Source organism: Acidobacteriota bacterium, from assembly GCA_020845575.1.
GTDB lineage: Bacteria > Acidobacteriota > Vicinamibacteria > Vicinamibacterales > Vicinamibacteraceae > Luteitalea.
The window spans coordinates 15,477-38,784 of sequence record JADLFL010000045.1; the positions used below are offsets into that span (position 1 = coordinate 15,477).

At 67.9% G+C, this 23,308-nt stretch carries 26 protein-coding genes; 14 read left to right on the forward strand and 12 right to left on the reverse strand.

The window, feature by feature from the left end; all coding sequences use genetic code 11:
• The first annotated feature begins 78 nt into the window (after window positions 1-78).
• The 6 genes from IT182_13425 to IT182_13450 all read left to right on the forward strand — a co-directional run bounded on the left by IT182_13425 (window position 79) and on the right by IT182_13450 (window position 7,299).
• Entirely contained in the window at window positions 79-1,128 is a 1,050-nt protein-coding gene (locus tag IT182_13425; protein ID MCC6164344.1) for a hypothetical protein, read from the forward strand.
• On the forward strand, window positions 1,122-2,159 hold the full coding sequence (locus tag IT182_13430) for an FAD-dependent monooxygenase (GenBank protein MCC6164345.1): 1,038 nt from the start codon (window positions 1,122-1,124) through the stop codon (window positions 2,157-2,159). The genes IT182_13425 and IT182_13430 overlap by 7 nt, the downstream gene beginning before the upstream one ends.
• The gene (locus IT182_13435) at window positions 2,156-2,884 is read left to right on the forward strand and encodes a methyltransferase domain-containing protein (GenBank protein MCC6164346.1); all 729 of its coding nucleotides are present in this window, start codon (window positions 2,156-2,158) and stop codon (window positions 2,882-2,884) included. Before IT182_13430 ends, IT182_13435 begins: the two co-directional genes overlap by 4 nt.
• 13 nt (window positions 2,885-2,897) lie before the next feature.
• A complete protein-coding gene (locus tag IT182_13440; GenBank protein MCC6164347.1) occupies window positions 2,898-5,069 on the forward strand; it encodes a bifunctional rhamnulose-1-phosphate aldolase/short-chain dehydrogenase in 2,172 nt (723 codons plus the stop codon).
• A 279-nt stretch (window positions 5,070-5,348) separates the two neighbouring features.
• Entirely contained in the window at window positions 5,349-6,926 is a 1,578-nt protein-coding gene (locus IT182_13445) for a Fic family protein (protein MCC6164348.1), read from the forward strand.
• A gap of 112 nt (window positions 6,927-7,038) precedes the next feature.
• Window positions 7,039-7,299: a hypothetical protein gene (locus IT182_13450; protein MCC6164349.1), complete on the forward strand. Its 261-nt coding sequence runs from the start codon at window positions 7,039-7,041 to the stop codon at window positions 7,297-7,299.
• A gap of 166 nt (window positions 7,300-7,465) precedes the next feature.
• Here IT182_13450 and IT182_13455 read toward each other — a convergent pair whose 3' ends face one another.
• Window positions 7,466-8,350: a DUF4097 family beta strand repeat protein gene (locus IT182_13455; protein MCC6164350.1), complete on the reverse strand. Its 885-nt coding sequence runs from the start codon at window positions 8,348-8,350 to the stop codon at window positions 7,466-7,468.
• Between the two features lie 238 nt (window positions 8,351-8,588).
• On the opposite strand from IT182_13455, the gene IT182_13460 reads away from it, so the two are divergent.
• A complete protein-coding gene (locus IT182_13460; protein MCC6164351.1) occupies window positions 8,589-9,770 on the forward strand; it encodes a multidrug effflux MFS transporter in 1,182 nt (393 codons plus the stop codon).
• 89 nt (window positions 9,771-9,859) lie between these two features.
• Here IT182_13460 and IT182_13465 read toward each other — a convergent pair whose 3' ends face one another.
• Genes IT182_13465 through IT182_13475 form a run of 3 tightly spaced genes read right to left on the reverse strand, consistent with a single transcriptional unit; the run spans window position 9,860 to window position 11,840 of the window.
• Window positions 9,860-10,252: a hypothetical protein gene (locus tag IT182_13465; GenBank protein ID MCC6164352.1), complete on the reverse strand. Its 393-nt coding sequence runs from the start codon at window positions 10,250-10,252 to the stop codon at window positions 9,860-9,862.
• 5 nt (window positions 10,253-10,257) lie between these two features.
• Window positions 10,258-11,307: a hypothetical protein gene (locus tag IT182_13470; GenBank protein MCC6164353.1), complete on the reverse strand. Its 1,050-nt coding sequence runs from the start codon at window positions 11,305-11,307 to the stop codon at window positions 10,258-10,260.
• Window positions 11,307-11,840 (reverse strand): hypothetical protein, encoded by a 534-nt coding sequence (locus IT182_13475; protein MCC6164354.1) that lies wholly within the window; start codon window positions 11,838-11,840, stop codon window positions 11,307-11,309. Before IT182_13475 ends, IT182_13470 begins: the two co-directional genes overlap by 1 nt.
• 61 nt (window positions 11,841-11,901) lie before the next feature.
• On the opposite strand from IT182_13475, the gene IT182_13480 reads away from it, so the two are divergent.
• Complete coding sequence (locus IT182_13480) at window positions 11,902-12,378, forward strand: FKBP-type peptidyl-prolyl cis-trans isomerase (protein MCC6164355.1); 477 nt, start codon at window positions 11,902-11,904, stop codon at window positions 12,376-12,378.
• A 41-nt stretch (window positions 12,379-12,419) separates the two neighbouring features.
• On the opposite strand, the gene IT182_13485 is transcribed toward IT182_13480, so the two are convergent.
• The 3 genes from IT182_13485 to IT182_13495 all read right to left on the reverse strand — a co-directional run bounded on the left by IT182_13485 (window position 12,420) and on the right by IT182_13495 (window position 14,930).
• The gene (locus IT182_13485; protein ID MCC6164356.1) at window positions 12,420-13,091 is read right to left on the reverse strand and encodes a lectin; all 672 of its coding nucleotides are present in this window, start codon (window positions 13,089-13,091) and stop codon (window positions 12,420-12,422) included.
• Complete coding sequence (locus tag IT182_13490; protein ID MCC6164357.1) at window positions 13,088-14,320, reverse strand: PQQ-dependent sugar dehydrogenase; 1,233 nt, start codon at window positions 14,318-14,320, stop codon at window positions 13,088-13,090. The genes IT182_13485 and IT182_13490 overlap by 4 nt, the downstream gene beginning before the upstream one ends.
• A 157-nt stretch (window positions 14,321-14,477) precedes the next feature.
• Window positions 14,478-14,930, reverse strand: a complete 453-nt coding sequence (locus IT182_13495) for a DUF4112 domain-containing protein (protein MCC6164358.1) — start codon at window positions 14,928-14,930, stop codon at window positions 14,478-14,480.
• A 58-nt stretch (window positions 14,931-14,988) separates the two neighbouring features.
• Between IT182_13495 and IT182_13500 the strand changes: the two genes are divergently transcribed.
• Window positions 14,989-15,978 (forward strand): hypothetical protein, encoded by a 990-nt coding sequence (locus tag IT182_13500; GenBank protein MCC6164359.1) that lies wholly within the window; start codon window positions 14,989-14,991, stop codon window positions 15,976-15,978.
• 185 nt (window positions 15,979-16,163) lie between these two features.
• Here IT182_13500 and IT182_13505 read toward each other — a convergent pair whose 3' ends face one another.
• On the reverse strand, window positions 16,164-16,466 hold the full coding sequence (locus IT182_13505) for a HigA family addiction module antidote protein (GenBank protein ID MCC6164360.1): 303 nt from the start codon (window positions 16,464-16,466) through the stop codon (window positions 16,164-16,166).
• A gap of 10 nt (window positions 16,467-16,476) precedes the next feature.
• Entirely contained in the window at window positions 16,477-16,755 is a 279-nt protein-coding gene (locus tag IT182_13510) for a type II toxin-antitoxin system RelE/ParE family toxin (GenBank protein MCC6164361.1), read from the reverse strand.
• A gap of 70 nt (window positions 16,756-16,825) precedes the next feature.
• Between IT182_13510 and IT182_13515 the strand changes: the two genes are divergently transcribed.
• The 4 genes from IT182_13515 to IT182_13530 all read left to right on the forward strand — a co-directional run bounded on the left by IT182_13515 (window position 16,826) and on the right by IT182_13530 (window position 20,943).
• Entirely contained in the window at window positions 16,826-17,539 is a 714-nt protein-coding gene (locus IT182_13515; GenBank protein ID MCC6164362.1) for an MOSC domain-containing protein, read from the forward strand.
• Between the two features lie 158 nt (window positions 17,540-17,697).
• Entirely contained in the window at window positions 17,698-18,132 is a 435-nt protein-coding gene (locus IT182_13520) for a hypothetical protein (GenBank protein MCC6164363.1), read from the forward strand.
• Between the two features lie 139 nt (window positions 18,133-18,271).
• Window positions 18,272-20,059 carry a copper resistance system multicopper oxidase gene (locus IT182_13525; GenBank protein MCC6164364.1) on the forward strand — a complete coding sequence of 596 codons (1,788 nt, stop codon included), beginning with the start codon at window positions 18,272-18,274 and terminating at the stop codon, window positions 20,057-20,059.
• The gene (locus tag IT182_13530) at window positions 20,056-20,943 is read left to right on the forward strand and encodes a copper resistance protein B (protein ID MCC6164365.1); all 888 of its coding nucleotides are present in this window, start codon (window positions 20,056-20,058) and stop codon (window positions 20,941-20,943) included. The genes IT182_13525 and IT182_13530 overlap by 4 nt, the downstream gene beginning before the upstream one ends.
• Before the next feature lie 84 nt (window positions 20,944-21,027).
• Here IT182_13530 and IT182_13535 read toward each other — a convergent pair whose 3' ends face one another.
• The 3 genes from IT182_13535 to IT182_13545 are packed head-to-tail and all read right to left on the reverse strand — an operon-like array spanning window position 21,028 to window position 22,654.
• The gene (locus tag IT182_13535) at window positions 21,028-21,480 is read right to left on the reverse strand and encodes a type II toxin-antitoxin system VapC family toxin (protein MCC6164366.1); all 453 of its coding nucleotides are present in this window, start codon (window positions 21,478-21,480) and stop codon (window positions 21,028-21,030) included.
• Window positions 21,477-21,716 carry a type II toxin-antitoxin system VapB family antitoxin gene (locus IT182_13540; protein MCC6164367.1) on the reverse strand — a complete coding sequence of 80 codons (240 nt, stop codon included), beginning with the start codon at window positions 21,714-21,716 and terminating at the stop codon, window positions 21,477-21,479. The genes IT182_13535 and IT182_13540 overlap by 4 nt, the downstream gene beginning before the upstream one ends.
• A 47-nt stretch (window positions 21,717-21,763) precedes the next feature.
• Window positions 21,764-22,654, reverse strand: coding sequence for an SCO family protein (locus tag IT182_13545; protein ID MCC6164368.1), 891 nt, complete (start codon window positions 22,652-22,654; stop codon window positions 21,764-21,766).
• Between the two features lie 121 nt (window positions 22,655-22,775).
• Here IT182_13545 and IT182_13550 point away from each other — a divergent pair, with 121 nt between their 5' ends.
• Window positions 22,776-23,300 carry a cupredoxin domain-containing protein gene (locus tag IT182_13550; GenBank protein MCC6164369.1) on the forward strand — a complete coding sequence of 175 codons (525 nt, stop codon included), beginning with the start codon at window positions 22,776-22,778 and terminating at the stop codon, window positions 23,298-23,300.
• The last annotated feature ends 8 nt before the right edge of the window (window positions 23,301-23,308 follow it).

Genomic DNA, 23,308 nt, shown 5'->3' on the forward strand with positions numbered 1-23,308 from the left:
TCCACGTGTCGCTCCACCTGACCGGTTGCCGGTTGCCGGTTGTCCGTTGCCGGGCGTCATATTGCGCCAGAATGGAGCATGCCGCTGATTGTGTCGGTCGCCTCGGCGGCTCCCGGACATCGCGTCGATCAGGCCACGATCCGTCGTGAGTTCGCGCCGCTCGTCGCGGGTGTTCCGCACGTGGAACGACTCCTGCCGGTGTTCGATCGATCGGGTGTCGAGGCGCGTCGACTGATCCATCCGCCAGGCTGGTATCTCGAACCACGCTCGTGGGACGAGCGCAATCGCGAGTATCAGGCGCGTGCGCTCGAGCTGGCGGAACAGGCGGCGCGCGCAAGCCTCGACCAGGCGGGCGTCTCGGCCGCTCGGATCGACCACGTGTATTTCGTGTCGACGACGGGACTGGCCACGCCGAGCCTCGATGCGCTGCTGGCGGGGCGGCTGGGCATGCGCCCCGACGTGCGGCGGTCGCCACTGTTCGGGCTCGGATGCGCGGCTGGCGCTGGTGCGCTGTCACGCGCCGCCGACGTGCTGACGGCGCGCCCACGCGAGCGCGCCCTCGTCGTCTCGGTCGAGATCTGCAGCCTCGTCTTCTCGACGGACGCGAAGACGCAGACCGACCTCATCGGCGTCGCGCTGTTTGGCGACGGCGCGGCGGCAGCGGTCCTCGCCGGAGATGACGCGGGCCATGAGGGCATCGGCATCGTCGCGACGGAGACGCGCCTGTTCGCCGACGCGAAGCACCTGATGGGGTGGGACTTCACGGGCGACGGCATGCGCCTGGTGCTCGCGCGCGACATCCCGGATGTCGTTCGCGATCGCATCGCGCCTGTCGTCTCCGAGTTCACCGCGCGTCACGGCCTGTCGGTGGCCGACTTCGATCATCACGTGCTGCATCCCGGCGGACCGAAGGTGATGGCCACCTATCGGTCGTCGTTCGGGTTGTCGGAAGACGCGCTGCACATCGCGCGGACGTGCATGCGTGAACACGGCAACCTGTCGAGCGCCGCCGTGCTCGTCATGCTGAGCAACCTCGTGGCCAGCGGCCGGCCGGCGTCCGGCGATCGTGGCCTGATGCTGGCGCTCGGCCCAGGCTTCGGCGCCGAGATGCTGATCCTCAAGTGGTAGCCGACGTCGCCATCGTCGGTGCCGGCCCGGCCGGCGCGGCACTCGCCATCGAGCTCGGTCGCCGTGGCGTGCGCGTGAACCTGTACGAGAAGTCGCGTGCGCCGAAGCTGAAGGCCTGCGGAGAGGGCATCCTGCCGCACGGCGTTGCGACATTGAAGGTGATTGCCGGCGGCCTTCCCGACGCGCCCCGCGTGCGCGGGTTGAGGTTCGCGATCGAGGGTGCGGCCGTCTCGGCTGATTTCCCCGAAGGTCATGGCCTGGTTGTCAGGCGCGATCGCCTGCACGCCTGGCTGCTCGACCGTGCCGGCGCGAGCGACGACATCGATGTCCGCCTCGGCACGCCGTACTCGCCGCATGGTGAACGCTTCGTCGTGGGCGCCGACGGCGCGCGGTCGATGTTCCATCGCCTGCTGCCTGCGTATCGCCCCGCCGATCGACGTGTCGGGCTGTCCACGCACATGGCCGGCATCGACGGCGTGACCGACCGGGTCGAAGTCTTCTTCCATCCACTCGGCGAGATCTATCTCGCGCCGTCGGGGGAAGGGGAGGCACTCGTCGCCGCGCTCGTTCATCAGCGCACATTCAGGCGCGACGCGCTCACGTTCCTCCTGCGCGACATCCCGGAACTGCGCGCACGTACCTCGCACATCGAGATGACCACGCCGCTGCTTGCGTCGGCACCGTTGGGACTGCACGTGCCGCGCGTTGTCGACAGGGACCTGCTGCTCATCGGTGATGCCGCAGGCGCGCCGGATCCCATCACCGGCGACGGTATGGCGCTGGCGTTCGCATCGGTGACGCTCGCCGCCGACGCCATCGCATCCGGCGATCTGGCGCGCTACGAACGCGAACGGCTTGCACTCGGGCGCACGTCGGCGCGACTCGGCCGCCTGTTGCTGCACATGGCGCGCGTGCGCGGAGTTGCCGCAAGGACGTTGATTGCGCGGCCGTCGCTCGCACCCACGCTGCTCGACGTGGCCATCTCGCGCAGGCCGCTGAATGCGGCCACGCTGCTGCGGGCGGTGCTGTGACGACGACGTCGAGTCAGCGCACGGACAGGTTCGCGCACCGCATCTACCAGCGCGAGATCCTCGACGATCACGAACCAGAGCAGGCGGTCGTCGACACGATCTACGCGTTCATGGCGATGGTCAACCGTCGTCTTGGCGGTGCGGCGGCGACGATTGCGCGGTTCGAGACGTTCAGCCGTGCGTGGCGTCCCGGCGAACGCATCGAGGTGCTCGACATCGCGTGCGGTGCTGCCGACATCCCGCGGGCGCTCATCGCGTGGGGGCGCGCACGCGGGTTCGACGTGCGCGTGACGGCGCTCGACGTCTCGCCGCCCGCGCTCGACTACGCACGACGATCGGGACCGCCTGACGAACGCCTGCGCCTGCTGTGCGCAGACATCCGCCAGTCATTCTGTCGGAAGGCGAGCTTCGACTACGTCACGAGCGCGATGTTCTTCCACCACCTGACCGACCAACAGGTCGTCGATGCTCTGCGTCTGGCCAACGGACTGGCGCGTCGCGGCATCGTGATCAACGATCTCGTGCGCTCGCGACAGGCATGGGTGCTCACGTGGCTGCTCACGTGGCCCTTCCATCCGATCCTCCACCACGACGGCCCGCTCTCGATCCGCCGCGCTCTCACCCCCGATGAACTCCTGCGTCTGGCCGGTGTCGCGGGTGTGCCATGGCTCACTGCCGAGCGCCACGTCGGCGAGCGGATGACGGTGGCCGGCGAGCGATCGTGATACGAATGACACCATGAATCACGTCACATACGCCTGGGACGATGCACGTGCCGCGTCGCTGACGCCTGCGCACCGTCTCGTCTATCGATCGAACATCCTCGGCGCCGATCAGCGCATCACGAACACCGGTGGCGGCAACACGTCGGCCAAGCTCACCGAGCGCGATCCGGTGACGGGCGCGCCTACCCGCGTGTTGTGGGTCAAGGGATCGGGCGGCGACCTGCGTACGAGCACGCTCGCCAACTTCGCGTCGCTCTATCAGGACCGTCTGCTCCAGTTGCAGGACACGTATGCGGGCATTCCCGATCGCGGCGTGAAGTCGGACGCGGAAGACCACATGGTGGCGCTCTATCCGCACTGCACGTTCAACCTCAATCCGCGAGCCACGTCGATCGATACGCCGCTGCACGCGTTCGTGCCGGCCGCGCACGTCGATCACATGCACCCGAACGCGGTCATCAGCGTGGCGGCCTCACGCAACGCCGAGCGCCTGACGCGCGACATCTACGGTGACGATGTGGTGTGGACGCCGTGGCAGCGGCCTGGCTTCGAACTCGGCCTGGTGTTGCAGGACGTTGTCGCGCGGCACCCGAACGCAGTGGGCGTGGTGCTCGGGCAGCACGGCCTGATCAACTGGGCGGACGAGGACAAGGCGTGCTACGAACGCACGCTCGATCTGATTTCGCGAGCGGCTGCGTACATCGAGTCGCGGGACAAGGGCGACGCGACGTTCGGCGGTCAGCGATACGCGGACATCACGACTGGGGCGCGTGGCGACGTGTTGTTCGCGATCCTGCCGTGGCTGCGAGGGCAGGTCTCGACGCGCCGACGCATGATCGCCACGCTCCAGCACGACGCGGCGATGCTGCGGTTCGTCAACAGCCACGACGCGCCACGTCTCGCGGAACTGGGCACGTCGTGTCCCGATCACTTCCTGCGCACGAAGATCAAGCCGCTGTACGTGGCGTGGGATCCATCGACGGGCGACGTCGAGGAACTGCGTCGGCTCCTGGCCGAGGGTCTCGACCAGTACCGGCGCGACTATGCCGCGTACTACGAGGCGTGCAAGCGTCCTGATTCGCCGCCGATGCGCGATCCGAATCCCACGGTCGTCCTGATCCCAGGCCTCGGCATGATCGCGTGGGGCAAGGACAAGAGCGAGTCGCGCGTCACGGCGGAGTTCTACACGTGTGCCGTGGAGGTGATGCGCGGGGCCGAAGCGATCGACGAGTACGTCGCGCTGCCGCAGCAGGAGGCGTTCGACATCGAGTACTGGCTGCTCGAAGAAGCGAAGCTGCAGCGCATGCCGCCAGAAAAGCCGCTCGCCGGGCGCGTCGTGATGGTGGTGGGCGCGGGCCATGGCATCGGGCAGGCAGTGGCGCATCGCGTGGCGGCCGAGGGCGCGCACGTCGTGTGCGTGGACTGGTCGGAGGAAGCCGTGGCCTCGACGACCGGAGAACTGATCGCGAAGTACGGCCGCGGGATTGGCGTGGCCGGCAGCGGCATCAGCGACTGCGGCCCCGCGATCGCCGTCAACGTCGACGTGTGTCATCGGCCGAACGTCGCGTCGCTCGTGCGTGACGGCGTGTTCGCCTACGGCGGCATCGACCACGTTGTCATCACCGCGGGCGTGTTCCCGACGCCCGATGCGACGGGGCACGTGCCCGACGAGATCTGGCGGCGGACGTTCGACGTCAACGTCCTCGGTGCGTATGTCGTGGCCGACGAGTGCCGTGTCGTGTGGGACGCGCAACAACTGGCGGGCAGTCTCGTCATCACGACGAGTGTGAACGCCGTCGTCGCGAAGAAGGGGTCGGCGGCCTACGACACGTCCAAGGCCGCCGCCAATCACCTGGTGCGCACGCTGGCGGTGGAACTGGCGCCGATCGTGCGCGTCAACGGCATCGCCCCTGCCACCGTCGTCCAGGGTTCGACGATGTTCTCGAAGGAGCGCGTGATGTCGTCGCTCGCCAAGTACGGCATCGCGTTCGACGCCGACGCGTCGGTCGAGGACCTGCGCGCGGCACTGGCCGACTTCTACGCGCAGCGCACGCTCACGAAGCGTCCCATCACGCCGGAGGACCAGGCGGAAGCCGCGTACTTCCTGCTCTCGGATCGCGCCGGTCGCGTGACGGGCCAGATCCTCCACGTCGACGGCGGCCTGCCGGAAGCGTTCGTCAGATAGTGGCGGCTTACGGCCTGCCGCTCGTGGTCTACGGCACAGCCTGTCCCCGTACGTCGAGCCTCTTTCGGGATGAGCGTGGGTGACCGGTTCGAGCCAATGAGCGAACGGCCCAGCCTACCAGCGGTCGAAGAAGCGACGCACGGCCGCGCGGCCGATACGTCCAGCGCGCGCGCAGCGACTCCGTTCGATGTTGTCTTTTCGACGCCAGGTGACGCACGATTGTGTCGACGTCAATAGTCATAACGTGACAGTTTTCGACGCCCCGGAAGGTTTTTCGACGTGACGCTCCAGCCACCCCAGCCGGCGACGTTTCAGGAGCAGACCGTCCCCCACGGAACTCGTCTGGTCGGAGCGGCTGCACTTGCCCGTGAGCTGGCACTGGTGGTGCCCGTTCGCCATCCGAGCTGTGTCGCCGAACGGCACATCAGTGGAAGCCGGCGCGCCGACGGCGCCTGGGCCGTGTTCGACAAGCGCTATTGGCCTGGCGACGGCTTGACCGACCACGTGCTGTTCTTCCTCAAGCACGAACCCCTCGACCTCCTCGTGCTCCGGCGGGTCTTCGAGGCGCTCCCGGAAGAGAGTCTCAAGGCGCTCGTCTACACGGCACCCACGTCCGCGCCCGTTCGACGGGCGTGGTTTCTGTACGAGCACCTCACCGGCCGACGTGTAGACATCGATGACGCGCCGCAGGTGCCGGCGGTCGATGTGCTCGACCCAAAGGCGTACTTCACGGGCAGACCGCGCCTGTCCAAGCGGCATCGCGTGCGCGACAACCTGCTTGGTGTCTGGCGCTTCAGTCCCGTCATCAGACGCACACCGGCACTGACGATGTACCTCTCTCTCGATCTCGCCGCACGCGCCCGCGACACGGTAGGCCGTACGGGTGGACATCTGGTGGCGCGCGCCGCCAGCTTCCTGCTCCTTGCCGACAGCCGCGCCAGCTTCCAGATCGAAGGCGAACGCCCGCCTCGCAACAGACTTGAGCGCTGGGGTCGCGCCGTGCTGCAGGCGGGCAAGCATGCGCTGACTCTCGATGAAATCGCGCGGCTGCACAACGTGCTGATCGAGGACGCGCGTTTCGTTCGACCCGGACTCCGCACCGAAGGTGTCTTTCTCGGTGAGCGCGATCACGTCGGTGACCCGCTCCCCGAGTTCGTTGGCGCGCGTGCGGGCAACCTCGCGGATCTGATGACCGGCCTTCTCGAGGCCAATGACCGGATGCGCGACGACGGAATCGACCCCGTGCTGCAGGCGGCCTCGACGGCCTTCGGATTCGTGTACGTGCACCCGTTCGAGGACGGCAACGGCCGCTTGCATCGCTGTCTGATTCATCACGTGCTCGCCGAGCGTCGTTTCACGCCGGCAGGGATGGTGTTCCCGGTCTCGTCGGTGATGCTGGACCGCATCGACGACTATCGCACCACCCTGCGGGCGCACTCAGCCCCGCTGATGCCGTTCATCGAGTGGCGCCCGACGCCGGAACGCAATGTCGAGGTGCTGAACGACACCGCGGATTTTTGTCGCTACTTCGACGGCACCGAGGCCGCTGAGTTCCTCTACGCGTGCGTCCGGCGCACTGTGGACGAGGACTTGCCGCGCGAGATCGACTACCTGCGCCGGCACGACGAGGCGATTCAGCGCGTCATGGCGACTGTGGAGATGCCCGATCGCGTTGCCGGGAATCTGGTCATGTTCATTCGCCAGAACAAGGGTACGTTGTCGAAAAGACGACGGCAGGCCGAGTTCGAGCAGTTGACCGACGACGAGGTGCGGCGGATTGAACGCATCGTTGCAGAAGCGTTCCTCGGCTTTGCTGACGTGCCCGGAACCCTGCGCGAGCCGTCCGCAGGTGAATGATCATCATGCCGGCGAGCGCCTCTCCTCCCGAGCAGGTGGACCGGGTCTCGGCTGCCAACAGGTCGGGCACCATGGGCCGATTCGTCCTCCTGTCGCGAGGCGTGGAGCGCTCGTGCGTGTCTTCACCGTGAGCAATCGCACGGGACCGTTCCTCTCTCTGCTGGTGGGAGCGGACGACACGATCGTGGGCGTGAGCCGGCCATGGACGACCGAACCAGGGCAGTTAGTCGAGCGCCTGGAACTGGTACGCGAGCGTCAGCAGGTTGGCGCTGTGACTCTCCCTCGCATCATCGAGTGGCGCGTAGGCAAGCATGTCGCCGAGGTCGTGACCACCGCAGCCACCGGCGAACCAGCCCTGCGCGATTTCCGATAACGAGCGGACGAGGGGAGGGAGACACGACGGGCCGGGCGACCTGTCCGCCGTAGCCCGGAGGGCGAAGGTGGAAGCCCGGCCCCTTGCCGATGATGGTAGGGCCGGCTCTCCGAGCCCGGCCCTGGCGCGCCGTAAGCCCTGAGCCGTAAGCCGTAAACCGCCTGTATCACTGCACCGCGATGTTGCCGCTGGCGGTGCTCAGGCGGAGCGTGGGGCCGCCGCCGCGGACGGTGCCCTGGATGCGCCGACGATCGATCTTGCCCTGAAGGGTGAGGGCCGGGCCCATGTCGAGCGACCCCGACGCGGTGCTGGCGTCGACGACGAAGCCGCGATCGGCGGGGACGCGCACCTTCACGTCGCCCGACGCCGCGGACAGCTTCCAGTCGCCTGTCGGCGTGCCGTCGACGCCGATGTTCCCGCTGCCGGTGTTGGCAGACAGCAATCCGACGACGCCGGTCAGCCTGATGTTGCCGCTGCCCGTGCTCGCCTTGACGTCGCCCTGACCCGAGAGCGTCGCCACGATGTTGCCGCTGCCGCTCGAGAGCGACGCGGTCCTGCGCGCGTCGGTCACCGAAACGTTCCCCGACCCCGTGCGTGCGTCGATGTCGTTCCCCGCACTCGCGACGGAGACGTTGCCCGACCCGCTGTTGGCCTTGATGCGGCCGTCCACCTGCGCCACCGACACGTTGCCCGAGCCCGAGCGTGCCGTGACCGTTGTTGTCGTCGGCACCGTGATCTCGTACGACACCTTCACGGCGCGACGCGTCTCCTCGTCGGTGATGTTGCCCACCGTCACGACGTCGCCGGTCTGCACGATGGGGGGATTGGCGGCGAGGCGGCGTGCCAGATCGGCGGCGTTGGGCGGTGCGTTCCAGCCCGTCCTGACCTCGATGGTTCCCTTGACGAGGACGGTCGAGCCCGCGCCCCCGCGGACGGTGACGTTGCCGCTGCCGGTGGACGCCTCGAGCGTGGGCGCCGCACCAACGGTGAGCGAGCGCTCGAACACGATCGGCTGCGCGACAGCCACGATGGGGGAGAGGGCAAAGACCAAGACCTCGAGCCTTTGACGGCAGCGTCGCGTGTCGAGTTCTTCCGAGGCGGCCGCTGAGGGCGCGGGTCCTGTCGCCGGACAGCCCCACCCGTCCTCGGCGCGAACAGCCCTTGTACGGGAGACGCGCCTGCGCGCGGGCGGGGCGGCCCCGTCCGGCGCCACCCGCGCCCGTGATGGTCTAGGACGTACCACTCGCTGTAAGCCATAAGCCGTGAGCCGTGAGCCCGATAATGTCCCCGTGCCTCACGCCGTGCGCGGTCATACGGGTCTCATCGTGTTGCTCGGCAGCCTGACCGCGATCGCGCCCATGTCGATCGACATGTACCTGCCGGCGTTCCCGGCGCTGCAGGAGACGTTCGGGACCGACGTCGCGGCGATTCAGCGCACGTTGTCGGTGTTCTTCATCGGCCTTGCGGTGGGGCAGTTGTTCTACGGGCCGCTGGCGGATCGCTTCGGACGACGGCGCCCGCTGCTCGTGGGGCTCGCACTGTACACGGTTGCATCGGTCGGCTGTGCGCTTGCCGGATCCGTCGGTCAACTCCTGCTGTGGCGCGGCCTCCAGGCGCTCGGCGGGTGCGCCGGCGTGGTGATGGCGCGGGCCGTGGTGCGCGACGTGTTCGGCCCGAAGAAGCAGGCGCGCGTCCTCTCGTCGCTCATGCTCGTCATGGGCGTCGCTCCCATCCTCGCGCCCATCGTCGGCGGCTGGGTCCTGACTGTGGCCGGCTGGCGCACGATCTTCTGGATTCTCGTCGTCTTCGGTGCGACGACGTGGGTGGCCGTGGCGCGCGGACTGCCGGAGACGGCTGTCGACAGGCGTGCGTCGACGCTCACCATCGGCGGCGTGGCCGCGGCATTCGGACGCGTCATCGGCAACGCCCGTTTCAGGCGCTTCGCCGGCGCCGGCGCGCTCGCGCAGTGCGTGCTCTTCGCCTACATCTCCGGCGCGCCCTTCCTCTTCATGGAGGTGCTCGGGTTATCGCCCGCTGGCTTCTCGGCGATGTTCGCGATCAACTCGACGGGGCTCATCCTCGCGTCGCAGATCAATCGTGCGCTGCTCGCGCGCGAAGAAACGTCGGCCGTGCTGAATCGCGCGCTGACGGTGCAGGGTCTTGCCGCGCTCGTCTTCCTGGCTGTCGTCGTGTTCGCCGCGCCGTCGCTCGTCGTGCTCGCCGCCCCCGTGTTGCTGCTCGTGCTGCTGCTCGGATTCGTGCTGCCCAACACGACGGCACTCGCGCTCGCGCCGTTCGACAGGGATGCCGGTACGGCGTCGGCGGTCCTGGGCTCGATGCAGTACGGGACGTCGGGGCTTACGACGCTCGCCGTATCGGCCTGCTTTGACGGCACCCTGCGCCCGATGGCCGTCTCGATCGCGCTGTTTGTAGTCGGGGCCTGGCTGTTGTCACGCACGGGCAGGGACTAACCGGGTACAACACGGGCCGGGCTCGGTGAGCCGGCCCTACCTACCGCTGCAGTGGGTAGGGCCGGCTCTCCGAGCCCGGCCCGTCTGGGTCAGCGCGACAGGAACCAGCCGCCCAATACCGCCGAGACGAGGTTGGCCAGCGCGACGATGGCGAGATCCTGCGGCGAGCCGCGCCACACCACGTGGAACAACGCACATTCGGCGGCGATCGCCCACGTCTCGGCCACGAGCACGTACGTGGCATACGACGCGTGCGGCCACATCAGCAGCGGCAGCGCGACGATGACGATGGGGTAGGTGACGGCGGTGAGCCAGAAGGCCGCGGTCAGCCGCTGCGCGTATGTGTAGCGAGGCGCCTCGTTCACCGGCCATCGACCCAGGCCAAGCAGCAGAACAGGCGCTTCGAGCGCGACGGTGAGGACGTAGCCCACCGGCAGCCATCGCCAGAGCGCGCCGGCGTCGATCGTCGAAGCAGGGTCCACGTGCGTCAGAGCAGTCGGATGAGGAACGGCACTTCGACGAGCACGTGCGCGATCGCCAGCGTGAAGTAGATCTGTCGCGTCAACTCGTAATCGATCGCGAACGCGATCCACAGGGTGACGACAAGGCCGAGCCCTGCGGCGAGCACGAGCGTGACGAGCCGGCGCCACTGAACCGATCGCGCGGCGAGCGGCACGCGTCGCAATCGCCACGGTACGGCGCCAGTCGCAAGCGGGATCGCCACGATCCAGGCGATGTAGTGCAGCGATTCGAGGAACACGTGCGTCGCGAGCACGGCGGGTCCAGTGCCTGGCACGCCGGCAAGCGTTGCGGCATCCCATCCCCCGTCGGCCGGGCCCGCAGGGCCGGCCCTGCCAATTGTGCCGACCCGGCCAGCGATCGTATTCGCCGGTGCTACCGGTTGCCCGTTGCCGATTGCCGGTTGCCGGTTTATTGCCCAGATTCCGACGATGAGGATCGGGACGAGGAGCAGCGTGGCGCGATAGGCACCATGCCACGGCGTGCGGCGGATCGAGAGCTCCCTGTCGAGGAACGCCAGAGCCAGCAGCGGGTGGAGGAACATCAGCGCGACGCTCGTCCACACGGGCTGTGCCCACGCGGTGGCGAGACACAGAAGGCCTGGCGGGACCAGCCACAGCCAGTCGCGCCGCGGCGGTTGTTGCTGACGCAGCATCACGAGGACGGCGATCCAGCCGATGAGGGCCGTGTGCCAGAGCGCAAGCCACGCGACGTCCGCATTCGAGCCGGCCCACGTCAGCGCTATGTACGCGGCGGTAAGTGCCACCACGCCGCCGATGCCCGTGACGAAGTACTGCCGCAGCGGACCCCAGCGGCCGGGCATGCGCGACAGCAGGTATCGCGCCTCGCACCAGTTGTGCGGCCCGGCGCCGAGCGCGACAACGGTCACCGCCATGCCGACGGGCGCGATCGCGCAGGCGAACGCGATGAGCGCGACGACCAGCGCGCCGATCGCATGTGGCGGCCACGCGCCCAGCGCCGGCACTGCCTCGTCGAGCGTCGCGCTGAGACGTGCCATCAGCGCTGAGGATAGACGAGCCGGACCTTCACCGGACCACTGCCAGGCACGACGATGACTTCGACGGTCTGTGGCAGTCGCCCGCCCGGTGCTTGTCGTGGTGCGACGATGTCGGCGTACACGAATGCGGCTCCGGTGAGGACGACGAGGAGCGCGACCACGACCACGCGGCCACGCCGCAGTCGCCCGGCCAGCAGGGGGAGGCTCAGGACGGCGAGCGTGAGCGCCGCTGCCGCGACGATCTGGCGGACACGCGACGACGCATCCTCCGCCACCTCGTCTCGTGGCGGCTCGAACGGGCCCTCGACGACGGTTCCGGCCATCATGGCCCGCAGGTGCTCGCGTGGAATCGTCACCTGGACATGATTCGGAAGGGCAGTCGTGACGGGCGTGGCGGTGATCTCGGCGGGGAGGCGACCGGTTCGGCGCTCGGCGGGTGGCGGCGTCCTGTCGCGAGATGCCGGGGCGTCGGCATGGACGGACCATGAACCCACGAGGCACGCGAGCACGGCAACGACTCGGAACAGGCGCATGACTGCACCAACGCCGCCGCGCCCCCGAGCGAACTTCCGGATCTGCTACCCTCGAAAGTCCATGACTGTCGACCCGATCGTCACCTCCCGTCGCGCGCTGCTCCTCGGCCTCGTGGCATCCGTGTCAGCCGCGGCCTGCGGCGGCAGCAGCCCGACGGACCCATCACCGACCGCCCAGACATGGGTGGCCGACGTGCCGTTTCAGACGATCGATCTCGAAGTGGGGACCGGCGACGAGGTCGTCAACGGTACGAAGATCCGTGTCGACTACGTCGCGTGGCTCTACAGCACCGCGACGAGCGACAACAAGGGCACCATCATGGACACGTCGCTGCAGGGCCGTGGGCCGTTCGAGTACGTCGTCGGCGCGGGGACCGTGATCGCCGGCTGGGAACGCGGCATCCCCGGCATGCGCGTCCTCGGGGTCCGTCGCCTGATCGTTCCGCCCGCCCTCGCCTACGGCTCCACCGGCAACGGCAGTATCCCCGCGAACGCCACGATGATCTTCGAGGTCAGGGTCAACGAGATCGTCAGCTGACAAAGGGAAAAGGGTAATCGGACAAAGTCCGATTACCCTTTTTACTTTGCCGCGAAACAGTACGTGTATCCTGCGCCGCCTGTGGCGACGAGGTTGGCCTGGCTGCAGCCGCGGGAGAGGTGGGAGGCGTTGAGCGAGGTTGGCGCGGGGCCGCCGCCGGTGCGGTCGAAGTGGCCGACCATCGCGCTGCCGACGCCGTCGGCCTGGCTCGTCCAGTTGCCGCACGTGGCGACCGACGCATCGCCGTCGGCAACGGTGCCGTCCTGTTTGGTGCCCGTGAGGATGTCGTGCTGGTTCGGGCTGTCGCCGCGGCCCTTCACGACCTCGCCCTTCTCGTTGAGCGCCGATTGCTTGGTGAACGAGGGGGCTTCACCGTGGAGATCGGCGACGTCCTTCGCCACGAGCTCGCCCTTCGCGTTGTGCCAGGGACCCGCGCCGATGCGGTCCTTCGCGTTGATGGCGGGCTTGCCGTCGGCTGCCGTGGTGCTGAGGTAAGCGCGCCAGGTCTTGCCGCCCGCACCCACCGCCGCCGCGAGCGCCTGACAGTGCTTGTCGGCCCCCGCGAGCCCGCCGAGATTGGCGCCGTTGCCGGAGCCGACACTCGTGATGAAGAACGACATCTGCGGCGACGCCTGCGCGTACACCACCACCGAACCCGCGGTCGCGATCGCCGCGACAATGGCCATCGGAATCAATGTCTGCATCGCTGTCATCCTTTGTATGTGATCTTCCAGATCGTTCCGTTTCCGTCTTCCACGACCAGCAGTGAACCGTCGGTGGTCTCGGTGAGACCGACGGGGCGCCCCCACACTTCGGGCTTGTTCTCGTCGAGCATCCAGCCGGTGACGAAGTCTTCGTACGCGCCGGTGGACTGCCCCTTCACGAACGGAAGATAGACGATCTTGTAGCCCGTCCGCGGCGCGCGACCGCTGGAGCCGCGCAGGGCGGCGAACGCGCCGGTGCGATAGTGCGCAGGGAACGCCTTGCCCCCATAGAAGACCATCGTCATCGCCGAGGCGTGCGGCTCGAAGAGGAGCTCCGGCACTTGCGTCTTCTTGACGAGATCCGGGCGCGCACCTGCGTGACGCGGATCCTCGTGCGCACCGAGGTAGGCCCACGGCCAGCCGTAGAAGCGGCCCGGCACGGCCTTCGCGGCGTAGTCGTGGACGAGGTCGTCGCCGAGTCCGTCGCGCTCCTGCACCGTCATCCACACCTCGCGCGTCGTCGGATGGACGGCGATGCCCACCGCGTTGCGCACGCCGGTGGAGACGACTTCGCGGCCGGTGCCGTCGGCCTTGAACCTGAGCACCGTGGCGCGCAGCGGATCGGGATCGGGGTCGATGTTGTGCGAGGAGCCGACGGTCACGTAGAAGTGACGTCCGTCTGGCGTGAAGGCGATGTTGCGCGTCCAGTGGCCGGCCTTGCCGTTGGGCAGCGGCGCGATGACGGCGGCAGCGGCGGTGGCCTTCAGGTCGCCGCGCGCGTAGGGGTACTTCACCACCTGGTCCGTCGCGGCGACGTACAGCGCGCCCCTCTGGAACGCGATGCCGAACGGCTGGTTCAGCCCTGTCGCGAATTCACTCCGCTCGGTGTCCTCGATCGTGCCGTTGCCGTTGGCGTCGCGCAGCGCCCAGATCGTGCCCGCGCCGGAATCGACCACGAACACGTCGCCGTTGGGAGCCTGCGCGATGTTGCGCGCGCGCTTGAAACCGCCAGACGCATAGAGCGTGGCGGTGAAGCCCGGAGGTACGGCGAGCGACACGCCGTCGGGCTGCGGGACGATCTTCGGAGGATTGGGCTTCTGCTCGCCGGGTGTCGCGAGTTCGTTGGCGGAAAACCTGTGCGTGCGTGGGCCTGTCGGCGCCTGTGCCGAGAGGGCGATGGTGAACGCGAGACCGGTACCGGCCGCTGCGACCAGACCAGCAAGACGAGCGTGAGACATGAAAGACGGACTCCGGGGGGAAGAGTGACGCGCGCATCATACGACAGCCCCCCGGGGGAAGGCATTCGACGTCGTCGACGCGGTCCACGCCGCGCCCGCGGGCCGCGCGGCCCGGCCGCACAGCGTGTCGTCATGCACGTGGTTGTCCGCGGCCCGCTCAGGACCACAGCCGTGACACCAGCCAGGCCAGGAACGCGGCGGGAGCGATGGCGGCAAGGAAGAGCAGGATGAGGAAGCCCGTCACGAAGAGCACGTCGAAGCGCGAGGGTGCCGCGCCGGGGCGTGCGTGGCGTTCCAGCAGGCGCATGTTCCAGGTGTTGGCCTTCCAGTAGATGTCCGCGACGTTGCCGAGAATCGGCACCATGCCGAGCAGCGCGTCGATCGCCGAGTTGATCACCATCCGCGCCTGCACGAGTTTCGGCACACCCATGCGATAGGCCTGGAACACGAGCAGCACGCCGAAGGCCGGGCTGCTCAGGTCGCCGAGCCCGGGAATCAACCCGATGATGGCGTCCCAGCCGAACCTGACGTTCGTCCCCGGGATCCGGAACACCTGATCGAGCAGCCAGCTCCAGTGCCGCAGTCGTTCGAGACGCGCATCGTCAGCCACTCAGCAAGTATGAACATGAATGCAGGAACTCAGGAGTTCCTGATCTACGATTCCCCCCATGCCCGCGTATCGCCTGTGCCGTCGTGTTGCTCTTGCGCTCGTGGTCCTGCTCCTGCCGGCGCTGCCGGCGTCTGCCGAGGTGACAGTGAGGACCGTCAACTGCATGAACTTGCCCAACTGCCTCGCGCTCGACAACGGGCACGTCGAGGTGATCGTGACGACCGACATCGGGCCGCGCGTGATCGCGTACCGCCTGCGTGGCGGGCGCAACGTGCTGGCGGAGATGCCGGCCACGGTGGGCGGGAAGGAGTGGCAGCCCTGGGGCGGCCATCGGCTGTGGCTCGCGCCCGAGTCGCGCGAGTTGTCGTACGGCCTCGACAACGCGCCGATTCGCCACACGATGCGGGGGACCAACACCGTCGTGCTCGACAGGGGCGTCGAGCCGGAGACGGGCATCGCGAAGACGATCGAGGTGACGCTGGACGAGGCGTCGACGAAGGTCACCATCGTGCACCGCATCACGAACCACCGCACGGCGGCGACAGACATCGCGCCGTGGGGCATCACGATCATGCGCGGCGGGGGGACGACGATCCTGCCGAACGAGCCGTACAAGCCGCACGCGGAGGCGCTCCAGCCCGTGCGTCCCATGGTGATGTGGGCTTACACGAACCTCGCCGATCCACGCTGGACGCTCGGGCCGAAGTTCATCCGCCTGCGCTCCGACGCGGCGATCGAGGAACCGCAGAAGATCGGCATCGGCAACCGCCTCGGATGGGCGGCCTACAGCGTCGACAACGACCTGTTCGTCAAGCGCGTCGCGCCGTTCGAGGACGGCAAGCGGTACGCCGACTACGGGACCACGTACCAGACCTACACGTCGGGCTCGTTCATCGAGGTCGAGTCGCTCGGCGAACTGACCACGCTCCAGCCAGGCGCGTCTGCCGAGCACGTCGAGACATGGTGGCTCTTCGGCGATGCCACCATCGCGGGAGACGATGCGGCGGTGGAGAAGACGCTCGCGCCGTATCTCCAACGTGCCCGCTAGCGTCTCGAGTTCCCCGGCTACTCCTTCGAGAACGCGAACCGCACTCTGCCCTGGCCGAGTGCCCGGGCGAGGCCGGCGGGGTCGTCAACACGGCCGAGGGCAGCGACCCGCCGCGCTCTCGGCGGTCAGCGAGGCGTTTCGCCTGTAGGGCCTGAACGCCGCCCAGCGGACAAAACACCGAAGTTTCACGCCACTCGGGTCTTCACCAATGACTCGACCTCCGGCCAGATCGTCTGCCGGGCTACGCGCAGTTCGCAATCCGACTGCAAGTCGAGCCAGACCTCCGGCGACACCCTGAAGTACTTGCCGAGGCGCAGGGCAGTATCGGCCGTGATCGCGCGTGTGCCGTTGACGATGCCGCTGATGCGATTGGCCGGGACCGCCAGGTCTCGCGCCAGCGCATTGATGCTGATGCCCAGCGGCCGCATGAACTCCTCCATCAGGATCTCTCCCGGAGGAACAGGGTCGAGCATTCCTGTCTTCGTCATGTCGTTCCTTTCAGTGGTAGTCCACGAACTCGACCTCGTACGCGTCGCCTGACTTCCACGTGAAGCACAGCCGCCACTGGTCGTTGATCCGGATGCTGTGTTGCCCTCGGCGATCTCCCTTCAACGCTTCGAACTGATTGCCTGAAGGCGCCTCCAGATCGTCGAGCACGCGAGCGCGGTGCAGGTACGGCAGCTTCCGCCGGGCGGTCCGCTCGATCGCCTTGAACCGCCGAACCGGGATGTCGTTGAAGAGGGCCTCGACATCCTTGTCGCGGAAGGAGCGGATCACGCGAGCAGTCTATTGCGCGTTACGTAACGCGCGTCAATTGACGTCGATGAACGAGCAGTACACTGGACGGATGGAACGGCCGCTGTCCCAGACGCCGATCGTGCGAACGGTGTTGACGGGGGCGGTGCGGCCACTCGGCCACACGACGAGCGGCATCGACAAGCGTCCGCGCGAAGGGACGCAGCGCGTGGAAGCCAATGGACTCGTCGGTGACGCGCAGGCGGATCTGCGCGTCCACGGTGGCCCGGACAAGGCCGTGCTCTGCTACGCGTGGCACCACTACGAGGCGTGGCGCGTCGATCTCCCCGAGTGCGCGCTGCTTGCCGGCCCCGGTGCGTTCGGCGAGAACTTCAGCGTAGCCGGTCTCGACGAGCGTAGCGTGTGCATCGGCGATCGGTACGACATCGGGTCGGCGCGCTTCATCGTCACGCAGGGGCGTCAGCCCTGCTTCAAGCTCAATCTCAGATTTGGCGTGCCGGACATGTCGCTTCGCGTCCAGAACACCGGCCGTACCGGCTGGTACCTGCGCGTGGAGACACCGGGGGAAGTGTGCGCCGGCGACGCGATCGTGCTGGTCGACCGACCGTATCCGTCGCACAGCATCGCCGAACTCATGGGGCTGATTCGCACGCGCGAACTGCGGCCTGACGTCCTGCGCCCGCTGCTCGCCCTGCCGCTGCCGCCGTCGTGGAGGAAGCTGTTCGAGCGGCGTCTCGAAAGCGGGGCGACGGAGGACTGGACGAGACGACTGCAGGGGAGTGACGCATCGAGCACGGGAGCCTGAGCGGCGCTGCCTTTCACGCCACTCCGGTGACCGCCGGATGAAATCCGGCGGTCACACCCTGGATCAGTATCGGGCATCGGGTACGGCATCCATCCTTCATCACTTCCGCGATTCGGTATCCGAAACTCATCCGGTACCACACCGCTATACTGCTTGTCGTGACGCGGCGTCTTCGAGCGTGGGCCGGGGTGTGGTTGTTGCTCCTCATGATCGGGTGGCAGGTGGCGCCGGTCGTGTGTGAGGTGGTGTGCCCGGTTGCGTCGCACGCTGACGCGGCGATTGCGGCCGCGGTGCCTGTGACGGCAGACGACGTGCCGTGTCACGAACGCGACGATGATGCGGCGACGCAGCAGACCGACGTCTCGCGCGGCGTGATGCGTGCGCAGGTCGTGCCCGGCTGCGAGCATCCGCCGGCCGCTGTGTCGCCACGCTCGACGGCGAGCGTGACGGTGCCGATGCCCGCCGTTGTCGCCGTCTTCGCGTCGGCGCATCTGTCGCCGCAGGCATCGTCGTTCGCGCCTGACGCATCGTCCACGCATCGCCCCGCGTGGGCACCGCCCGTCGCCACTCGCTCGCTCGTCCTCCGTATCTGATCCGATCGATTCTTCCGCGCGTGACGTGCGTGTACTCGCACGTGGCGCGTGTATTCCCGTCGCGCGCGCGTGTCACGCAGCGCGGCACGGTGCCTGCCGAACCATGGTGGGCACGCCGGTACCGGAATCGACATCGATCATGTTCTTCACGCACACACCACAATCGGCCGCTGACGTCTCGCGCCGACGGTTCGTCACGGGACTTGCTGCTGGAGGCGTGGTTCTCGCCGCGCAGCAGTTCGCGCCGTCGCGCGTATCGGCGGGCATTCGCGCGACGCAGGCGCGACAACCGCAGCAGTCACTTCGCGGGCAAGCATTCGATCTGGAGATCGGAGAGTCGAGCGTCGACTTCACGGGTCGCGCGCGCACCGCCATCACCGTCAACGGATCGCTGCCCGCGCCGCTGCTGCACTGGCGCGAAGGCGACGTCGTGACCATGCGCGTACGCAACACGCTGCGCGAGGACGCGTCGATCCACTGGCACGGCCTCGTCCTGCCCGCGAACATGGACGGCGTGCCGGGACTCAGTTTCGACGGCATCCGCGCCGGTGGGGAGTACACCTATCGCTTTCCGGTGACGCAGGCCGGGACGTACTGGTATCACAGCCACTCGGGCTTCCAGGAGCAACGCGGGTTGTATGGACCGATCGTGATCGAGCCGCGCGAGCCCGATCCGATACGCGCGGATCGCGAGCACGTCCTCATGCTCACCGACTGGACCGACGAGGATCCCGCGCGCGTCTACCGCAAGCTGAAGAAGGAATCGCACTACTACAACTGGCGACAGCGGACGGTGGTGGATCTCGTACGGGACCTGCGCGCGAACGGCTGGTCGTCGACGATGGCGGATCGGCTGGCGTGGGGCGGGATGCGCATGAATGCCGGCGACCTGGCCGACGTCACCGGTGCCACGTACACGTACCTCCTGAACGGCACGACGCCCGCGGGTAACTGGACCGGACTCTTCGCGCCTGGTGAACGCGTGCGCCTGCGCGTGATCAACGGCTCGGCGATGACGTATTTCGACTTGCGCATCCCCGGCCTGAAGATGACAGTCGTTGCCGCCGACGGGATGCCCGTACATCCGGTCACCGTCGACGAGTTCCGCATCGCGGTCGCCGAGACGTACGACGTGATCGTCGAGCCGACGGGGCAGGAGGCGTTCACGATCGTCGCGCAGGCGATGGATCGCACGGGCTTGGCCGCCGGCACGCTCGCGGTGCGCGACGGTCTGCGGGCCGAGGTGCCGGAACTCGATCGACGTCCCGTGCTCTCGATGGCCGACATGGGGCACGGCCACGCCGCATCGGACGCCGACGTGTCACACGACGCGCACGCGGGGCACGGCGGGCACGAGGGGCATGGCGGCGCTGGCGCCATGATGATGGCGATGCAGGCGCATCCCGCGAGCGAGCGCCGAAACCCGCTCGTGGACATGCAGACGATGATGCCGGCGGCGAAGTACGACGATCCGGGAATCGGTCTGCGTGACAACGGAAGGCGTGTGCTTACGTATGGCGACCTGCGGAGCGCGTTCGCCGATCCCGACGGCCGCGAGCCGACGCGTACCATCGAACTGCATCTCACCGGCCACATGCAGCGTTTCGCCTGGTCGTTCAATGGCCGGAAGTTCTCCGAAGCTGAACCCATTACGCTGACGTATGGCGAGCGCGTACGCATCGTGCTCGTGAATGACACGATGATGGCGCACCCGATACACCTCCACGGCATGTGGAGCGACCTCGAGGACGAGGACGGCCGCTTCATGGTGCGCAAGCACACGGTGGACATGCCGCCGGGGAGTCGTCGCAGCTATCGCGTCACCGCCGACGCGCTCGGGCGATGGGCGTATCACTGCCACATGCTCTTCCACATGGAGACGGGCATGATGCGCGAGGTGCACGTGGTGGAAGGGGGGCAGTCGTGACGCCGCGCGTCGCGTTGGTCCTCCTCGTCGGTGTGCTCGTCGCGGGCGTGCCGGCGCATGCGCAGGAACCGGATCCGCATGCGGATCATCACGGGGCGCACGGGGAGACATCCGGGCAGCGGGCAGCGGGCACCGGGCACCGGACCGACGATGCGTCGTCGGATTTGCCGGCGTTCATCGCGCCGGTCACCGACGAGATGCGCGAGGCGGCGTTCCCGCACGTGCACGGGCACGCGGCGCACGACACGCGCGTCAACGCGTTCGTGCTGTTTGACGGGATCGAGTGGCGGTCGGGGCGTGCGCAGGACGGTGTCGCGTGGCGCAACACGGGATGGATCGGCGGCGACATCCATCGCCTGTGGTTCCGGACCGAAGGGGATGCCGGTGATGGCAGCCTGCGTCATGCGCAGGTGCAGGCGCTGTATGGCGTGGCTGTCGCGCGCTGGTGGGACGTGGTGGTGGGCGTGCGACAGGACGTGCGGCCCGCGGCCGCGACGTGGCTGGCGTTCGGCATCCAGGGACTCGCGCCGGGCTTCTTCCACGTCGAAGCCACGGGCTACATCGGCAGCGAGGCACGGACGGCGGCGCACGCCGAGGTGAGCTACGACCTGCTGCTCACCAATCGACTCGTGCTCCAGCCGACGGCCGAGTTGACGCTGTACGGCAGGGATCACGAAACGCTCGGACTGGCGCGCGGTTTCAGTTCAGGAGAGGCGGGCCTGCGATTGCGCTATCACCTGACGCGCGAAGTCGCGCCTTACGTCGGCGTGACGTGGGTGCGCGCGATTGGCGCGGCGTCGGACGCGAGTCATGGCGCTACCACGCCGCCACGCGACGTGCGGTGGGCGCCCGGTCTGGTCACGGGCGTGCGCGTCTGGTTCTGACGGGCAGTCACCGACGGGCGGCCACCGTCTCCGCTGCCATGCAGCTACGGAGGGCAGACGAGGGCCGCCCCTACAGAGAGCAGGTCAGCTCCGGGCCGGTCCTTCGTCGGTGGGGAGCGGATGGCGCCAGCGAAGCCGTGGGAATCGCGCGTAGTGGTCGTCTGTCGTGACGAACGTGCAGCCGTGCTCGAGCGCCATCGCGGCCAGATACGCATCCTGAATCAGATTGCCGCGACAATCCGCCTTCGTACACAGATCCCGGAAGATGGCCCAGTGCCCGGCTTCGGCACCAACGGGTTTGGCCGCCGGAGCGGCGAGACATGTGTCGAGGAATTCCTCGACGGCGGTGCGCGGACTTGGCGGCTTGAGAATCCCGGGATGTGTGGCGATGCGCAGTACGGCAGAGAGCACGGGCTCGAACAGCGCGACGGTCTCCGTGCCGTTCAACGCGTCCTGCAACCACGCGTGGTACTCGGCGTGACGCCTGCTGTCCTCGCGAAACGCGTAGAGGAGGACGTTGGCGTCAGGCGCGATCACCGGAGGCCGTCCATTCGATCGTAGATGCCGCCCATGTCGTCGAGGCTCAGTCCCGACTGCAGCCCCTGACCCTTGAACGTCGGCAGGCGCACCGGGGGGCGACGCCTGGCGCGACGTTCGGCCAGGCGGGCGCGGAGCGCCTCCTCGACGAGAGCCGTCAAAGTCGTCCCCTGCTCGGCGGCGTAGGACTTCGCACGACGATGCAGTTCGTCGTCGAGGGAGATGATGGTGCGCATGCTGCCTCCTGATACAAATGTATCACTGGCGCTGCGCGCGTCCTCGGCTACTCCGTCTCGGGGGCGGCGACGGTGGCGCGCAGGGTCGTCAGGACCTCCTGCGACTTCCACCCGTTGCCGCGCCAGATCTCGACGATGCGGCCCTTGCTGTCGATGACGGCGGTGGCGAGCGTGTGGTCGAGCGTGACGCCGTTGCGCTCGACGTGGATCGCGAAGGCCTTCGCCAGCGTCTCGATGTCTGAGGGCGTGCCCGTGACGAACGTCCAGCGCGCCGGATCGGCGCGCATCGACTTGCCGTAGGTCCGCAGCACCGCGGGCGTATCGAACTCGGGATCGATCGTCGCCGCCACGAGGCGCACGCCGGAGAGCGACGTGTCGGCAGCCAGCTCGCGCTGGATCTCCTGGAAGCGCTTCACCATCAGCGGGCAGAAGTCCGGCACCGGACAGCGCGTGAAGATGAACGTCAGCGCCGTGACATGGCCGTCCAATGACGCCTTCGTGAACGGGAGGCCTGTTTCGGTGACGAGGGCGAGTTCCGGCATCGCATCGCCCTTGCGCAGGCGCGAACTCGTGCTTCCCGCGCCCAGCCTGACCGCCTCGGCCACCCGTTCGTCGCGTCCCTGCGTCTCGAACCCGTTGGCGAGCGTCGCACTGCCGCCCACGGACAGCGTGAAGCGAACGCGATCGCCCGGCCTGAGCGCTGGCACCGGTGCCTCGGGATCGAGCCTGAACGGCATCGTCATCGCCGGCATGTAGCCGGGGATTTCATCGTGCGAAATCATCACGTGCCCGTCGGCCGGCGCCGCCGTCACCACGCCCGAGACAGGAAACGTCCTTATGTCGTCGGCTGGCGTGGCGGACCGCGTCCTGGAGCGCGCCACGGCGACCGTCACCGCGATGGCGACGAGGAGCAGGGCGAGCAGCCGTCTGGTCGTCATGCCCGAAAGTGTACGATCGGACCCCGGCATGTCTTTGCGCCCGAGCAAGATCCGGATCGTTGCGCTGCGACAAAGACACCGTCAGCCTGGCGGGGGAGACTGCGCCGCAGGAAGGACCTCAATGACCCGATACCTCGCCCCCGCGGCACTCATCCTCGCCCTCGTCGGAGCCGGTTGTTCCGCTCCGGCGCCGTCAGACACCGCCACACCTGCCACGTCTGCACCGGCATCCGGAACGCCGGCCGCAGCAGTGAATCACGATGGGCGCGCCATCGAGATCACCGGCAACGACACGATGAAGTTCTCCGTGACGGAGATCAAGGCCAAGCCGGGCGAGAAGCTCAGCGTGACCCTCGTCAATCTCGGGACCACGCCCAAGTTCTCGATGGGGCACAACTGGCTCCTGCTGACGGCCGACGCACCGATGGACGCCTTCCTCGTGGCGGCGGCCGAAGCGGCGACCAACGACTACGTACCGCAGAACGACCACAAGGCCAGCATCCTGGCGGTCACGAAGCTGCTCGGCCCGAACGAGCGCGACACGGTCACCTTCACGGCACCGGCCACGGCCGGCAGCTATCCCTTCATCTGTTCGTTCCCCGGTCACTACCAGGTCGGCATGCGCGGCATGCTGATCGTCGAGTGACCGCGTCC

Excerpts from the sequence above, each read along its gene's own strand:
- IT182_13500 (MCC6164359.1), top strand. The coding sequence starts at position 14,989 with ATGCCCGCGTATCGCCTGTGCCGTCGTGTTGCTCTTGCGCTCGTGGTC.
- IT182_13540 (MCC6164367.1), bottom strand. The coding sequence starts at position 21,716 with ATGCGCACCATCATCTCCCTCGACGACGAACTGCATCGTCGTGCGAAG.
- IT182_13480 (MCC6164355.1), top strand. The coding sequence starts at position 11,902 with ATGACTGTCGACCCGATCGTCACCTCCCGTCGCGCGCTGCTCCTCGGC.
- IT182_13485 (MCC6164356.1), bottom strand. The coding sequence starts at position 13,091 with ATGACAGCGATGCAGACATTGATTCCGATGGCCATTGTCGCGGCGATC.
- IT182_13505 (MCC6164360.1), bottom strand. The coding sequence starts at position 16,466 with ATGACGAAGACAGGAATGCTCGACCCTGTTCCTCCGGGAGAGATCCTG.
- IT182_13440 (MCC6164347.1), top strand. The coding sequence starts at position 2,898 with ATGAATCACGTCACATACGCCTGGGACGATGCACGTGCCGCGTCGCTG.
- IT182_13470 (MCC6164353.1), bottom strand. The coding sequence starts at position 11,307 with ATGGCACGTCTCAGCGCGACGCTCGACGAGGCAGTGCCGGCGCTGGGC.
- IT182_13425 (MCC6164344.1), top strand. The coding sequence starts at position 79 with ATGCCGCTGATTGTGTCGGTCGCCTCGGCGGCTCCCGGACATCGCGTC.
- IT182_13490 (MCC6164357.1), bottom strand. The coding sequence starts at position 14,320 with ATGTCTCACGCTCGTCTTGCTGGTCTGGTCGCAGCGGCCGGTACCGGT.
- IT182_13515 (MCC6164362.1), top strand. The coding sequence starts at position 16,826 with ATGGAACGGCCGCTGTCCCAGACGCCGATCGTGCGAACGGTGTTGACG.
- IT182_13550 (MCC6164369.1), top strand. The coding sequence starts at position 22,776 with ATGACCCGATACCTCGCCCCCGCGGCACTCATCCTCGCCCTCGTCGGA.
- IT182_13475 (MCC6164354.1), bottom strand. The coding sequence starts at position 11,840 with ATGCGCCTGTTCCGAGTCGTTGCCGTGCTCGCGTGCCTCGTGGGTTCA.
- IT182_13525 (MCC6164364.1), top strand. The coding sequence starts at position 18,272 with ATGTTCTTCACGCACACACCACAATCGGCCGCTGACGTCTCGCGCCGA.
- IT182_13545 (MCC6164368.1), bottom strand. The coding sequence starts at position 22,654 with ATGACGACCAGACGGCTGCTCGCCCTGCTCCTCGTCGCCATCGCGGTG.